At 76.7% G+C, this 13425-nt stretch carries 12 protein-coding genes; 6 read left to right on the top strand and 6 right to left on the bottom strand.

Going from position 1 to position 13425, the window contains the following annotated elements:
- Window positions 1–121 precede the first annotated feature (121 nt).
- From BJ999_RS21115 to BJ999_RS21105, 3 genes are all read right to left on the bottom strand, one after another.
- Entirely contained in the window at window positions 122–1132 is a 1011-nt protein-coding gene (locus tag BJ999_RS21115; RefSeq protein ID WP_179834896.1) for an ARPP-1 family domain-containing protein, read from the bottom strand.
- Window positions 1133–1215: 83 nt separating this feature from the next.
- Entirely contained in the window at window positions 1216–2562 is a 1347-nt protein-coding gene (locus tag BJ999_RS21110; RefSeq protein ID WP_179834895.1) for a VWA domain-containing protein, read from the bottom strand.
- 55 nt (window positions 2563–2617) lie between these two features.
- Window positions 2618–3331: a TetR/AcrR family transcriptional regulator gene (locus BJ999_RS21105; RefSeq protein WP_179834894.1), complete on the bottom strand. Its 714-nt coding sequence runs from the start codon at window positions 3329–3331 to the stop codon at window positions 2618–2620.
- Between the two features lie 95 nt (window positions 3332–3426).
- Between BJ999_RS21105 and BJ999_RS21100 the strand changes: the two genes are divergently transcribed.
- Entirely contained in the window at window positions 3427–4371 is a 945-nt protein-coding gene (locus BJ999_RS21100; RefSeq protein WP_179834893.1) for an ATP-binding cassette domain-containing protein, read from the top strand.
- 15 nt (window positions 4372–4386) lie between these two features.
- Window positions 4387–5211, top strand: coding sequence for an ABC transporter permease (locus BJ999_RS21095; protein WP_179834892.1), 825 nt, complete (start codon window positions 4387–4389; stop codon window positions 5209–5211).
- Window positions 5212–5221: 10 nt separating this feature from the next.
- On the opposite strand, the gene BJ999_RS21090 is transcribed toward BJ999_RS21095, so the two are convergent.
- On the bottom strand, window positions 5222–6262 hold the full coding sequence (locus tag BJ999_RS21090; protein WP_179834891.1) for an EamA family transporter: 1041 nt from the start codon (window positions 6260–6262) through the stop codon (window positions 5222–5224).
- A 154-nt stretch (window positions 6263–6416) separates the two neighbouring features.
- On the opposite strand from BJ999_RS21090, the gene BJ999_RS21085 reads away from it, so the two are divergent.
- Together BJ999_RS21085 and BJ999_RS21080 are read left to right on the top strand one after the other, a co-directional pair.
- Window positions 6417–9254: a hypothetical protein gene (locus tag BJ999_RS21085; protein ID WP_179834890.1), complete on the top strand. Its 2838-nt coding sequence runs from the start codon at window positions 6417–6419 to the stop codon at window positions 9252–9254.
- Window positions 9255–9384: 130 nt separating this feature from the next.
- A complete protein-coding gene (locus BJ999_RS21080) occupies window positions 9385–10506 on the top strand; it encodes a helix-turn-helix transcriptional regulator (protein WP_179834889.1) in 1122 nt (373 codons plus the stop codon).
- A 29-nt stretch (window positions 10507–10535) separates the two neighbouring features.
- Here the strand turns inward: BJ999_RS21080 and BJ999_RS21075 are convergent, their stop codons facing one another.
- The gene (locus BJ999_RS21075; RefSeq protein ID WP_229810583.1) at window positions 10536–11036 is read right to left on the bottom strand and encodes an ATP-binding protein; all 501 of its coding nucleotides are present in this window, start codon (window positions 11034–11036) and stop codon (window positions 10536–10538) included.
- A gap of 552 nt (window positions 11037–11588) precedes the next feature.
- On the opposite strand from BJ999_RS21075, the gene BJ999_RS21070 reads away from it, so the two are divergent.
- On the top strand, window positions 11589–12473 hold the full coding sequence (locus tag BJ999_RS21070; protein WP_179834887.1) for a metalloregulator ArsR/SmtB family transcription factor: 885 nt from the start codon (window positions 11589–11591) through the stop codon (window positions 12471–12473).
- The gene (locus BJ999_RS21065; RefSeq protein WP_179834886.1) at window positions 12470–13069 is read left to right on the top strand and encodes a dihydrofolate reductase family protein; all 600 of its coding nucleotides are present in this window, start codon (window positions 12470–12472) and stop codon (window positions 13067–13069) included. Before BJ999_RS21070 ends, BJ999_RS21065 begins: the two co-directional genes overlap by 4 nt.
- Before the next feature lie 137 nt (window positions 13070–13206).
- Here BJ999_RS21065 and BJ999_RS21060 read toward each other — a convergent pair whose 3' ends face one another.
- On the bottom strand, window positions 13207–13407 hold the full coding sequence (locus BJ999_RS21060; protein ID WP_179834885.1) for a DUF3040 domain-containing protein: 201 nt from the start codon (window positions 13405–13407) through the stop codon (window positions 13207–13209).
- Window positions 13408–13425: the final 18 nt, after the last annotated feature.

Genomic DNA, 13425 nt, shown 5'->3' with positions numbered 1-13425 from the left:
CGGATCTGGAATCGGGTTTCAGCCTGACGCGCCCGGCACAGTTCCCGCGGTTCTGATTCAACCGGGCGCCGCGCCCCGGGGGCAACCCCTTTTTCGTTCGGGGACGCCCCGGGGCGGGCGGTCAGCGGGCGAACAGGGACGCGTAGACGGTGCGGTCGCCGTCGGTGACGATCTGCCCGGCCAGGTGGGGGCCGGTGACGGTGGACAGCCGCAGGTCGAGGTAGCGCTCCTCCTCGCGCAGTTCGACGGGGCCGGCGGGGGCGTCGGCGAGCCAGCCGCCGATCTCGGTGAGGCGGGCGGAGCGGTCGCGTTCCAGGGCGGCGCGCAGCCCGGCGAGCCCGGCCGCCTCGTACGGCGCCCCGTCGTTGGGGGCGAGGTCGGTGGGGCCGAGGTCGTAGGGGGCCGTGTCGGGGCCGGGCGGGGCGGGTTCGGCGTGCCAGGCGGCGACGCCGTAGGCGAAGCAGACCAGCGCGGTCCACATCTCGGCGAAGTAGCGGGGGTCGGGTGCGATCTCCAGGCCGGCGAAGCGGCCGGAGACGAAGAACAGGGCGCCGAGCTGGCCGGGCTGCGGTTCCAGGCGGGACTGGAACTGGGTCAGCACGGCCCGCTTGCGGGACAGGATCTGCTCCAGGTGGCCGCGGCGGGGCAGGCCGTGGCGGGCGTTGAGGGCGGCGATGTCGTCCCACAGCTTGCTGTAGCCGGTGACGCCGCGCAGGTCCAGGGCGCGGGCGCGCAGTTCCAGCGGCAGGACGAAGAACCACTGGTCGCGCTCGCTGAGGTAGCCGCCCTGGCTCTGCTGGACGCAGCAGGCGTCGTCGAAGCGCACGGTCTGCCCGGCGGCCAGGAACGCCGACCGGCACAGGGCGTGGTTCTGGGCGTGGTCCTGGATGTAGCCGATGTGCAGGGGGACGATGGCGACGCCGGAGTCGGCGCGGTTGGCGAGTTCGACCTGCCCGTAGCCGACGACGCGGGTCAGTTTGAGGCCGGTGCGGGGCGGCACGAAGCCGCGGTGGGCGGGTCCGGAGATGGGCACCATGGTGAGCGCGCCGGCCTGCTGGGGGGTGCCCAGGCGGTGCCCGGCGAGGCTGAGGGGGCCGGGGACGAGGGTGTCGAGCGCCGTCATCTGGGTCATGCGGTGCTCCCTTCAGGGTGGTGGGGGCGTGCATCGCGCGTGCGTCGGGCGTGCGGGCGCGGCGCGTCCGCGCACGGGCCGGTTCAGGCGGCGATGCGGGCGGTGAGGGTGTCGGCCTGCCGGTCGAGGGCGTCCAGGCGGTCGTGCAGGGCGGCGCGCAGCCAGGGCGCGCCGGCGTCGCAGTGCCCGAACATCCAGGGCAGCAGTTCGGCGAAGTCGTCCTGGTGCCAGAAGCCGCGCTGGGGCAGGGCCGGGGCGGGGCGCCGCAGCGTCAGGTCGTCGCTGCCGGTGAACAGGGCGTGGCAGAACACCACGGGGGTGGTGATGCCGGCGTGCGGCAGGCTCGCCACGACCCTGGCCAGGTCGCCGGGGAAGACGTTCTCGTAGCCGTCGGAGACGACGGCGACCAGGTCGGGGCCGGCGCCCAGGGCGTCCAGGACGCCGGTGGCCAGGTCGGTGGCGCCGCGGGGGGTGCGCTCGTCGCCGCCGGTCTCGATGACCTCCAGCCGGGCGCACACCTGGGACAGCACCATGCGCAGCGCGGCGGTTTGGGACAGTGCGGCCCATTCGCGGTCGCCGTAGCCGCGCATGGACGCCGAGGCGTCCATGACCAGGGCGACGGTGCCGGTGAAGCGGGGGAACGCCGCGGCGGCGGCGCCGACGTAGCGGCCGAGGGCGGCGTAGAGGTCTTCGGCGGGCCCGCCCCGGTACAGGTGGACGAGGGTGGCGGCGATGTCGCCGCGGTTGGTGGCGGTGATGGTGGCGGGCCGTTCGCGGACGGTGTCGACGGGCAGCACCGGCTCCCCCACCGCGGCGGGGCCGCCCGCCGCGGCCGCGGCCGCCGCGTTGTCGGCGTTGTAGAGGGCCCGGACGCGGGCGGGCGCGGCGGCGGGGTGGGTGAGAAAGCGCAGCAGGCGCCGCTGGAGGTAGTCCGACGCGGTGTCGCCGCCGGCGATGCGGGAGGCGCAGCCGCGGGCGGTGGCGGTGCCGAGGGCGTGCTCGAAGCAGTCGCGCAGGGCGGGGCGGCGCGCGGCGATGAGCGCGTCGGCGGCGGGGTGCTCCAGGACGAACCGCAGCGCGGTGCGGGTGGTGTGCTTGTGGTTGGCGCGCAGCCGCCGCAGCGCGAGCAGGACGGTGATGACGTGGGCGGGCGGCAGGCCCAGGGTCAGGACGCGGGCGACGCGTGCCTGCACGGCGCGGGCGCGGTCGTCCAGGCCGGCCTGGGAGGCGGCCAGGATCTGCAGCAGCACGCGGGCGCGCTGCCAGGGCCGAACGCCGGGGGCCAGGCCGAGCAGGGCGTAGCCCTCGGGGTCGCCGGTGTGCGCGGCGCGGTGCAGGTCCGCGTCGTCCCAGCGCAGGAAGGCGCCCCGGGGCAGGCTCAGGGCGGTGTCGTGGTGGTGCAGGTGGGCAAGGAGCGTGGGGGTGTCCATGGTTGTTGGCCTCCGCAACCATGAAGTCTAGGAATGATCTGCGGTGGGCCGACACTCATTTTCCGGCCACCGGGCCTTCGGCGGCGGTGCCCGCGGTGCCGGCCGCGGGGGCGGCGGCGTAGCTGCCGAGGCCGTGTTCGAGCAGGTCGAAGGCGCGGGCCGCGGCGGCGTAGACGTCCTCGGCCATCTCCTGCAGGGTCTCCCCGGCGCTCTTGCGGTCGGCGATCTGCTCGACGAGCGTGTTCTGCACGGCGAAGATCATGGCGGCGGCGGCGCGGGGGGCGATGTCGTCGGGGCCGGCGCCGGTGGCCTCGGCGAGCAGGTCGGCGAGGCGGTCCTGGGCGCGGCGGCCGATCTCGCGCTGGCGGGCCATGAGGGCGGGGCTGTCGCGGACGGTGCGGGTCCAGACCTCCGAGCCCTCGTGGAAGGCGGTCTGGTGGCCGCGGGCGTCCAGGCCCTCGAAGAAGCGGCGGCGGAACAGCGCCACGGCGCCCTCGCCGGGGCGGCGGTCGCGGAAGTCGCGCCCGGCGGCCTCGATGACCTCGTCCTGCCGGTCGAAGAACAGGTCTTCCTTGGTCCTGAAGTAGTTGAAGACGGTGTTGACCGACACGTCGGCGGTGCGGGCGACGTCGGCGATGGTGACGTTGTCGAACCCGCGGGTCATGAACAGGCCGGTGGCGATGTCGGCGATGCGGCGCCGCGTCTCGCGCTTCTTGCGTTCCCGCAGCCCCAGTTCCGGCTCTACGCCGGGGACGTGGTCCTCACCCATGCACGGAAATATACCTTCACTGGCGTCACTGCAAATTTGGAGTGACTGCAAATTTGGGGTTACGCTAGCGGCCGTCGTTCTCAGAGGAGGTCATCGTGATCGAGGCTCGCGGGCTCGCCCGCACCTTCACCGGCGGGCACGGGACGGTCGAGGCCGTCCGGGGCGTGGACCTGTCGGTCGCGCCCGGGGAGGTCGTCGGGTTCCTCGGCCCCAACGGGGCCGGCAAGACCACGACGCTGCGGATGCTGACGACGCTGCTGGCGCCGACCGCGGGGACCGCGACCGTCGCCGGCCACGACCTGCGCGCCGACCCGGCGGCGGTGCGGCGCCGCATCGGCTACGTCGCGCAGGGCGGCGGCACCGACCCGGGCGTCCCGGTCGCCGAGGAGCTGGATCTCCAGGCCCGCCTGTACGGCGTGCGCGACCGGTCGGCGCGGATCACGCGGCTGTGCGCGCGGCTGGACCTGGAGGGCCTGGGGCCGCGTCCGGCGGGGTCGCTGTCGGGCGGGCAGCGCCGCCGCCTGGACATCGCGCTCGGGCTGGTGCACCGCCCGCCGCTGCTGTTCCTGGACGAGCCGACCACGGGCCTGGACCCGCAGAGCCGCGGCAACCTGTGGGACCACATCCGCGCCATGCGCGACGACGGCGCGACGGTGTTCCTGACCACGCACTACCTGGACGAGGCCGACGCGCTGTGCGACCGGCTGCTGATCATCGACCGGGGCCGCATCGTCGCCGAGGGCACGCCCGCCGAGCTCAGGCGCCGCGTCGCCGGGGACGTCGTCACGGTGGAGCTGGCGGAGGCGGCCGGCGTCGAGGGCGCCCGCAAGGCGCTGGCGGCGCACCCGGCCGTCCGCGAGGCCGCCGTGTCCGGCGCGACGCTGCGGCTGACCGTCGAGGACGGCGAGACGGCGCTGATGTCCCTGATCCGCGCGCTGGACGGCGCGGGGGTGGAGCTGGCGTCGCTGAACCTGGCCCGTCCCACGCTGGACGACGTGTTCTTCACCGTCACCGGCCGCTCGCTGCGCGACGCGGCCTGAACCGAGGAGTCCCCCATGTCTCTTGCACCGACCGCCTCTCCCGCACGGACCGCGGGGCCCGGCCGGGCCGCCGCCCTCGGGCGGGTCGCGTCCGACACCCGCCTGATCTTCCTTCGGTACCTGCGGCAGACGCTGCGCAGCAAGGTCGCGGTGGTGTTCGGCGCGGTGCAGCCGCTGCTGTACCTGGTGCTGTTCGGGCCGCTGCTGTCGGACCTGGTCGACGTCCGCGGGTTCGGCGCGGGCAGCGCCTGGCAGGTGTTCGTGCCCGGGGTGCTGATCCAGCTGGCGCTGTTCGGCGCCGGGTTCGCGGGGTTCGGGCTGATCGCGGACCTGCGGTCGGGGGTGGTGGACCGGCTGCGGGTCACCCCGGCCAGCCGGACCGCGCTGCTGCTGGGGCGGGTCCTGCGCGACACGGTCGTGGTCGCGTTCCAGGGCGCGGTGGTGGTGGCGGCCGGGCTGGCGCTGGGGCTGCGGGCCCCGGTGGGCGGGATCGCCGTCGGGCTGCTGCTGGTGGTGGCGCTTGCGGTGAGCGTGGCGTCCCTGTCCTACGTGGTGGCGCTGCGCACCCGCAGCGAGGACGCGTTCGCGCCGATCCTGACGACGGTCACGCTGCCGCTGATGCTGCTGTCGGGGATCCTGCTGCCGATGAGCCTGGCGCCGGGGTGGCTGGACGCGGTGTCGCGGTTCACGCCGTTCCGCTACATGGTGGACGCGGCGCGGGCGGCGTTCCTGGGCGACTACGCGACGGCGGCGGTCGCGGAGGGGGCGCTGGTGGCGGTCGCGCTGCTGGTGGCGTCGGTGGCGCTGGGCGCCCGCCGGTTCCGCCGCGAGAACGCCTGACCCGGCCCGGTCACCGGCGCAGGGCGGCGGCCCGGGCCTGCGGGCCCGTCCCGCCGCCCTGCGCGGCGTCCCGTGCACCGTCCCGCGGGTGGTCCTGCGGGCGGTCCGCGGGGGCGACGTTCAGGACCTCGGGGTGGGTGACGGCGGCGCGCTGGGCGATGTAGGCGCCGGCCAGCACGATCGCGCCGCCGGTCATCTGCGCGGCGGTGAGGCGCTCCCCGAGGGCGGCCCAGGCGATGAGGGCGGCGGCGACGGCCTCGGTGTAGCAGATGGCGCCGCCGACCTGCGCCGACAGTCGCTGCAGCCCGGCGACGCCGGCGAGGTAGGCCAGGACGGTGCTGACCAGGCCGATCCAGGCGACCAGCGCCCAGCCGGGCGCGGCGTGCCCGGCGACGGGCACCGGGGCGGGCAGCACCTGCCAGGGCAGCGCCCACGGCGCGGCCAGGGCGGTGAGGGCGACGGCGGCGACGGCGCTGCCGGCGGAGGTGATGACCACGGGGTCGACCTTCCCGGTGAGGCGGTCGACGATGAGGAAGTAGCTGGCCTGGCAGGCGGCGGCGCCGAGCCCTGCGGCCAGGCCGACCGGGTCGAGCGACAGCCCCGTCCACACCTGCACGACCAGGGCGAGGCCGGCCATGGCGATCGCGACGCCGGCGGCGGCGGTGCGGTGCACGGGGGCGCGGCGCACCAGCCGCAGCCACGCCAGCACGATGACCGGGCCGCTGAACTCCAGCAGGATCGCCACGCCGACCGGCAGGCGGGAGGCGGCCACGAAGTAGAACGCCTGGCAGCCGGCGACGCCGGTCAGGCCGTAGAGGGCCAGGGCGGGCAGGTGGGGGCGCAGGCCGCGGGCGGCGGCCCGGCCGCGCAGCAGGAACGGCAGCGGCGCCAGGACCAGCGCGGCGACGGTGATGCGCAGCCACACCGCCTGCAGGGGGCTGAGCCCGGCCTCGATGAGGGCCTTGCCGAACGGCCCGGACGCGCCGAAGCACACCGAGGACAGCACCGCCAGGGTCAGGCCCCAGGCGCGGGTCCGTGCGGCGCCGTCCATCCTCACCCCCGGGTCGCGCGGTGTGCCGCCGAGCCCGCTCCCGGCGGGCTAATGAGCATCCTGCCATAACGGTCCTTACACGTCGATCGCGGGATACCGGCCCGTAATGCAGGCGATGCCGGACGCGACGCCCGCTGCTACTACTATTCGCCGGATGAGCTGGCAGGCGGCCGGGGCGGGGCCCGGTGGAACCGGAGGGGGCCCGAGCGGCGATCTGTTCGCCTCGGTCGAGGGCAACGTGCGCGAACTGGTGGCCTCACCGTGGTGGCAGAGCGCCCAGCAGGCCGACCGGGCGGCGCAGATCGCCGCGCGGATGCTGTGGGGCGCCGGCGAATGGTGGCTGTACGGCGCGTGGGGACGCTGGTACCGGTGCGGCCTGGACGGCACCTGGCACCCCTGCCCGCCCCCCGCGCAGTTCGAGGACCGGCGCGTCGCCGTCCCCGCCCCCCAGGGCGCCGGGACGCCGCCCGTCCCGCCGCAGCTGTTCCCCACCGGCCCGGACCTGTCGGCCGGGCGCGTGGCGCCGCTGGGGTTCCTCGGGCCCGTCCCCGACACCGCCGTCGTCGCCCGCATCTCCCAGGCCCTGACCACCGCGCTGGCGGTCAACCCGCAGCAGTTCGCCCAGCGCGACCCGATGTTCCAGCCCGGCACGCCCAGCACCGTCGCCGCCGCGTGGGGCGCGCTGCTGTGGTGCGCGGGATCCCCGGTGGTGCTGACCGAGCACCCGCTGATCGAGTCGTTCATCCCGTTCCTGACGACCTCGGCAGACCACCTGCACTGGATGATGCCGCCGGACTTCGCCACCCTGGCCGGCTACTACGTCCACCGGCTCGGCGCCGGCGACGGCGGCGGCGCCGCGCACATCGCGCGCGTCATGTACGAGGTCGCCGCCGGGCTGCAGGCCGACCCGCGGTTCCGCCCCGGCGCCGACGCGCTGGCCGCGGTGACCGCGGCGTCGCTGCGGATGGTCAACCAGGACATGGCCACCGTCCGGTACGGGCCCGAGGCGATCCTGCAGGAGTGGCGGCGCCGCTGCCCCGCCGAGTTCGCCACCCCGATGGTCCGCGACACCGCGCCCGGGGAGTACCTGCGCCTGGCCCTGTACGACCTGCAGGAGATCGTCGCGGGGCTCACCGGGCCGCGCCCGGCCGCGGCGGGACGCAGCCACGACGAGGTCCGCCGCGCCGGGATCGCGGTGCTGGCCGCCGACCTGCAGGCCGCGCCGGGCGCGCTGCCGGCGCTGCAGCGCTGGCTGGACGCCGACAGCGCCCGCACGCTGCAGGCGGTGCTGGCCGACCCGGCCAACCCGCTGCGGTCGCTGTGGCCGCGCGACGGGCGGCTACCCGACGCGCTGCGCAGCGACGACTCCGACGCCCTGGCCGCGCTGCTGGCCACCAGCTACACCCTCGGGCTGACGTGGTGCCGGCTGGCGCAGGTGCCGCCGCCGGCGACGGGGTTCGCGGTGCCGCAGGCGGTCGCGGCGGAGCTGACGTCCCCGGCGATGCACACCCCGCCCTCCACCGACGAGCTGTCGGCGTGGGACATCATCAAGGCCGCCCGCGCCCACATGGCCGCCGAGCGCGCCACCTCCGGCGCCGACCAGCCGGTCGCGCCGGTGCCCGAGCCGGCGCAGGAGGCCCCGGGCCCGCCGCCGGCGGTGGCGCCGGCCCCTCCCCCCGCCGCCCCGCCGGTCCCCGCGCCCGCCGCGCCCGGGCCGCCCGTCCCGGCCTCGCTGGAACCGCCCTTCCAGTACGCTCCCCCGCCCCCGCCGCAAGCGCCGCCGGAGCCGGGCTCCCACCACGAGCAGGGCCCGCCCGAGCCCCCCTCGCCGTCCCCCGCGCCGCCCGCGTCGCCGCCGGACCCGTTCGGCGCGGACGTGCCGCCGCCGCGGATCGCGCCTCCCCCGGCGCCCGAGCCGCCCGCCCCGGCGCCCGAGCAGGCCCCCGAGCGGCCCGCGGTGAACGAGCCGGTCCCGGAGCCGGTGTGGCCGTCGGAGCCGCACGCGACGCAGCTGGACACCGACGCGTTCCGCACCCAGCTCGACCCGGGCCCGGCGTGGCCCGGCGCGGACGCGCCGCCGGCCCCCGACCGGCCGTCCCCCGTCCCGGCGCCCGCCCCGCAGGCGGACCTGCCGCCGCCTCCGGCGCCGGTGCCCGAGCCTCCGCCCCCGCTGCCGCCCGCGCCCGTGGCCGAGCAGGCCCCGCAGGTCGCCGAGGCCTACGGGATCCGGTTCCTGTGCGGCGCCGACGACATCGAGCGCGTCGTCACCGAGGTGCGGCGGCGCGGCAAGTGGGCGCGGCGGCTGCGCGGGCAGGAGGTGTCGAGCGCGTCGACGCCGGCGCTGCTGCTGATCGGCGCGCCCTCCAGCGGGCAGCGGCGGCTGGCGCGGATGGTGGCCCGCGCGCTGGCGGAGGTGGAGGCCTCCAGCGGCGAGGTCCACGCCGTCCACGCCGAGGACCTGCGCGAGCACGGCCCCGACGGGCTGCGCGCGGCGCTGGAGGACCACGCGGGCCACGTCCTGCTGCTGGACGGCCTGGACGGGCTGATCCTGGACGAGTCGCAGGGCCCGGCCTACGCCTCGGTGCTGTACCGGACGCGGCTGGAGGGCGTGAACGAGACGGCGCTGCTGGGCACGTGCGAGCCGGACCGCGTCGGGGAGCTGTCGGCGGCGTCGCCGGAGCTGGTGACGGACCTGCGGGCGGTGCGGCTGCCGGACCTGTCGGCGGCGCCGGCGCGCGCGACGCTGGTGCGGCTGCTGGCCGAGGAGCGCAGCCTGCGGCTGGGGTCGGACGCGTGGGCGGTGGTGAACCGCGAGGTGGGTTCGCTGCGCCCGCGGGGCCGGCTGACCGGGGCGCGGCTCGTGGAGGCCTACCTGGACCGCGCCGCGACGCGGCATCTGGGCAGCGCGCAGGCCACGCAGGCGATCGGCAGCGCGCTGTCGCTGACGGCGGCCGACTTCGAGGGCCTGGCGGTGGAGCTGTCGGGCCGCTGACCCCGCGCCGGGCTCACCACCGGGCGGCGGCCCGGCGGCTCGTCGTGCGGGGCCCGAAACCCCGCGCCGGTAAGGGTTTTAAGCCCCTGCGGGAGGGTGTATCGCCGGCGGGCGGGGTCACGATGGGGGCGTGGATCGCGTAGATCGGCTGCTGGCGCTCGTCGCGGAGTTGCGGGCGGCCTCACCCGAGCCGCTGGACCCGCCGGTGCTGGCGGCGCGGCTGGGGGTCAGCGAGCGGACCGTCCGCCGCGACCTGGAGCTGCTGACGCACGGCGGGCTGCCGGTGCGGGCCCGCAAGGGCCGCGGGTACGCGCTGCCCCCCGCCGCCGCGCGCGAGCCGCTGGGCGAGGTGGGGTCGCTGATGGGCCCGGTGCACGACACGCTCGCCGAGGCCGTGCGCTCCCGCCGGGTCGTGCGGCTGGCCTACACCGATCAGGCGGGGGCGCGCAGCTTCCGCGACGTGGAGGCGCACGGCCTGGTCGTGGCCCCCTACGGGGAGTACCTGGTGGGGTGGTGCCGCATGCGCGACGGGCCGCGGATGTTCCGGCTGGACCGGATCGGGGCGGCGGTCCTGTCGGGGCGGGGCGCCGAGGTGCGGGATCTGGACGACCTGCTGGCGGCGCTGCGGGTGCCGGTGCCGCGCCCGGCGGCCGGGGCGGGGCCGCGGGGCCCGGCGGGGGCGGCGCGGGCGCGGGGGTGGACGCTGGACCGGCTGGAGTTCGTGCGCTCGCGGCTGCGGGAGGCGGCGGCGCAGGTCCGCGGCGGCGGCGAGGGCGCGGCGGCGCTGCGGGGGGTGCTGGGGCATCTGGCGGAGTGGACGCGGTGGCAGGCGGCCGCGATCCGGTCGGCGGCCACGGGCGAGGAGCCGGTGCTGGAGGGCCGCCCTCCGCCGTTCCCGCCGGCCTTCGGGCGGGAGTTGCCCTATGACGCGCGGGAGCGGATGATCCAGGACGCGATGGCGCTGCGGTCGCTGGGCGATCTGGCGCGCGATCTGCAGCAGGTGCTGGAGGCGGTGGCGCACTGGGCGGCCGGCTGCGACGACGCGCTGTGGGAGGCCGAGCTGCCCGACCCGCGCCCCTACGGGCCGCCGGGGCCGCCGCGCCCGCTGGCGGACCTGCTGGCGGGCTGGCGGGGCCCGCTCGCCCACATCGAGTGGCATCTGGACCGGCTCACCGACGAGCCGCCCCTGCCGCCCGCGGGTGGCGAGGAGGAGGACGTGTGGGTGGTGGACCGCTGCCCCCTGCAGGCCTGACCCCTGTCCGGTGCGCCGGTCCCGGGGGGTCAGCCGGCCGGGGCGTCGGCGGTGAGGGCGGGGGCGTCCAGGGGGGCGAGGTCGCGGGTGAACCAGACGGTCTTGCCCGGCGGCGCGGGCCGGGCGCCGAACTCGGTGGCCAGGCAGGCGACCAGCAGCAGGCCGCGGCCGGCCTCGGACCAGTCCAGGACGGGGGGCGGCCCGGCGGGGGCGCCGGGCGCGCGGGGGTCGGCGTCGCCGACCTCGCCGGTGAGGCGGGCCCCGGCCTGGGTGGCCTCCAGGCGCAGGGCCAGGTGGACGGGCCCGGTGCCGTGCACGACTGCGTTGGTGACCAGCTCGTCCACGATGAGGACGACGTCGGCGACGTCGTCGGGGCCGGTGACGCGCCATCGGCGCAGCGACCGGCGGGTGAGCGCGCGCGCCCGTGCCGCGGCGCGGGTGTCGGCGGCCAGGTCCCAGGCCGCCGACTCGCCGCCGCCGTCGCTTTCCTCGGTTCCGCCGCCCGCAGGCCTGGTGGTCCCCGTCCTCATGGTGCGCACTGCCCCGTCTCCTCGTCTGTGCCGGGTCTGGCCGCCGGTCGGTGTGCGGGCCGGTGCGGGCCCCCGCGCGGTGACCGGACGGTCTCCCCGCATTCCCCCGCATCGACTCATATTCGTGGACGCTTCTCCCGGCAGGGTGGTGCACGGTCGCAGGCGACCCTCACCGCGGGGTGAGGGGAACTTCACGTGCGGGGTGGCGGTGGAGGAGGCACTGGCGCGGAGCCGCTAGAGTGGGGGCGTCGGTGTGGCATGTGTCCCCCGGGCTCTACCTGATGCCTTCGGGGAATACCGCCGGTCCCATGCGGTCCGGGCTGGAGCTTCGTTGTGCCTTTCGCCGTGAGGCGACCACCACACCGGCTTGAACGCCAAGGCCCCGGTGGGTTGATCCCGCCGGGGCCTTGGCGTTCGCGCGTCCGGCGGGCCGCCCGGCACGTCCACCGCGCCTTCTTCCTCCCTCTCGACCTGCCGGCCGCCTGGCGTCGCCGTCATGCGCCCCAAAATATTCCTTGACACGAATATTCGCCCTGGAGAATACTCTGCTGCATGGAGGAACTCCTCGGCGCACTGGCCGATCCCGCCCGGTGGAGGCTCGTGGCCCTGCTGGCCGAGCGGCCCCGCCCGGTCGGCGTCCTGGCGGAGCTGGCCGGCGCGCGCCAGCCGCAGACGACCAAGCACCTGCAGACGCTGGAGCGCGCCGGCGTCGTCACCTCCCAGCGCACCGGCCAGCGCCGCGTCTACGCGCTGCGGCCCGGTCCCCTGCGGGACCTGGCGGCGGCGCTCGGCCGCCTCGCCGACGACGCCGACCGGCCCGGCGGCGCGCTCGAGACCTTCCACCGCTACGGGGCCGGCCTGGGCGCCGAGCGGCTCGCCGCGCGGGAGGCGGGGTGGGCCGACGGCCGCACGTTCGCCTTCGCCCGGTCGCTGCCGCGGCCTCCCGGGCTGGTCTGGCGCCACCTCACCGAGCCGTCGCTGCTGGCGGGCTGGTGGGCGCCGCAGGACCTGCGGGTGTCCGCGCTCGTCTTCGAGGCGCGGCCGGGCGGCAGGGTCGTCCTGGAGTACCGCGACGCCGAGGACCCCGGCGGGTCGGACGCGGTCGCCGGGCGCGCCGAGGGCGTCGTCGACGAGGTGCGCCCGGGTGAGCGGCTGCGCTACCGGTCCTCCCCGGTGCTGCCGAACGGGGAGCCGGCCTTCACCGCTCACGTCGACCTCGGTCTGCGCTCCGACGGCGCCGGCACCGGCCTGGACGCCCGGCTCCGGATCACCGGCAGCACGGTCGAGTCCGCGGACTTCGTCGCGGGGATCGAGATCGGCTTCGGGCAGAGCCTGGACAAGCTCGCGGCGGTCCTCGCCGCGGCGTCCAAACACGACACCGAGCACGACACCGAGCACGACACCGAGCACGACGATGACACGAGGAGCACGAGATGACCGGCACTACCGGCCGCAGGGTGACCGCGAACCTGGCCCTCACTCTCGACGGGCGCTACCACGGCCCCGGCGGCCCCAGCGATTTCGGCGCGTTCGCGCCGTATGTGACCAGCGAGGTGGCCCGGGAGCACCTCACCCGCATCTGGCGGGGCGCCACGACGGCGCTGCTCGGCAGGGTCAACGCCGAGGGCTTCATGGGCTACTGGCCGGCGGTCGCCGCGGACGCGGACGCCGATCCGCGCGACCGCGGATACGCCAAGTGGCTCGTGGACACCGAGAAGGTGGTGCTGTCCACCACCGTGACCGAGGCGCCGTGGGAACGCACCCGCATGGTGAACGCGCCCGCCGCCGACGTCGTCGCGGGTCTGCGGACCGAGGGCGAGGGCGACATCCTGGTCAACAGCAGCGCCAGCGTCATCAAGCCGCTGCTGGCCGCCGACCTCGTCGACCGGCTGTACCTGATGGTCGTCCCTGAGATCGCCGGTGGCGGGGCGCGGTTGTTCGACGACGGCCTGCCGTCCACCAGGTGGGCGCTCGGCCGCCAGGAGACCGGCGAACTGGGCGAGCTGGCGATGGTCTACGACCGCGTCCGCTGACCCGGCGGGGACGGCGGTACCGGGGTGACCGCGGAGGCGGCTTGGCGCCCTCCGCGGTCACCCCGATGGCGTGCAGGGCCTCCCTGTCGGCCGTCTGGGAGCGGGCACGGGAGGGCCGGGGGCCGGGCGGGCTGCGTCTAGAGGATCGCGGCGGCGATTCCGGCGCCGACCGCGGCCAGGACGATGATGACGGCGGCCGCGGCGAGGACGATCGTGCGGGCGCGGCGGGCGCGGGGGGTGCCGAGGCGGGCGAGGCGCTGGGCCAGCCGCGGGTCGTCCTCCTTCAGGCGGACCTCGATCTGGCTGAGGATCCGCTGCTCCTCCATCGACAGCGCCATGCTTCATACCTCCGGGGG

Origin of the sequence: Actinomadura citrea, from assembly GCF_013409045.1 — a bacterium.
In the GTDB taxonomy this organism is placed as follows: Bacteria; Actinomycetota; Actinomycetes; order Streptosporangiales; family Streptosporangiaceae; genus Spirillospora; species Spirillospora citrea.
This window is presented reverse-complemented; position numbering and strand designations above follow the sequence as displayed.

Bases quoted from the DNA above. Each gene is read 5' to 3' on its own strand.
- BJ999_RS21115 (WP_179834896.1), bottom strand. From the start codon at position 1,132: ATGACCCAGATGACGGCGCTCGACACCCTCGTCCCCGGCCCCCTCAGC.
- BJ999_RS21110 (WP_179834895.1), bottom strand. From the start codon at position 2,562: ATGGACACCCCCACGCTCCTTGCCCACCTGCACCACCACGACACCGCC.
- BJ999_RS21105 (WP_179834894.1), bottom strand. From the start codon at position 3,331: ATGGGTGAGGACCACGTCCCCGGCGTAGAGCCGGAACTGGGGCTGCGG.
- BJ999_RS21095 (WP_179834892.1), top strand. From the start codon at position 4,387: ATGTCTCTTGCACCGACCGCCTCTCCCGCACGGACCGCGGGGCCCGGC.
- BJ999_RS21090 (WP_179834891.1), bottom strand. From the start codon at position 6,262: ATGGACGGCGCCGCACGGACCCGCGCCTGGGGCCTGACCCTGGCGGTG.
- BJ999_RS21085 (WP_179834890.1), top strand. From the start codon at position 6,417: ATGAGCTGGCAGGCGGCCGGGGCGGGGCCCGGTGGAACCGGAGGGGGC.
- BJ999_RS21075 (WP_229810583.1), bottom strand. From the start codon at position 11,036: ATGAGGACGGGGACCACCAGGCCTGCGGGCGGCGGAACCGAGGAAAGC.
- BJ999_RS21070 (WP_179834887.1), top strand. From the start codon at position 11,589: ATGGAGGAACTCCTCGGCGCACTGGCCGATCCCGCCCGGTGGAGGCTC.
- BJ999_RS21065 (WP_179834886.1), top strand. From the start codon at position 12,470: ATGACCGGCACTACCGGCCGCAGGGTGACCGCGAACCTGGCCCTCACT.
- BJ999_RS21060 (WP_179834885.1), bottom strand. From the start codon at position 13,407: ATGGCGCTGTCGATGGAGGAGCAGCGGATCCTCAGCCAGATCGAGGTC.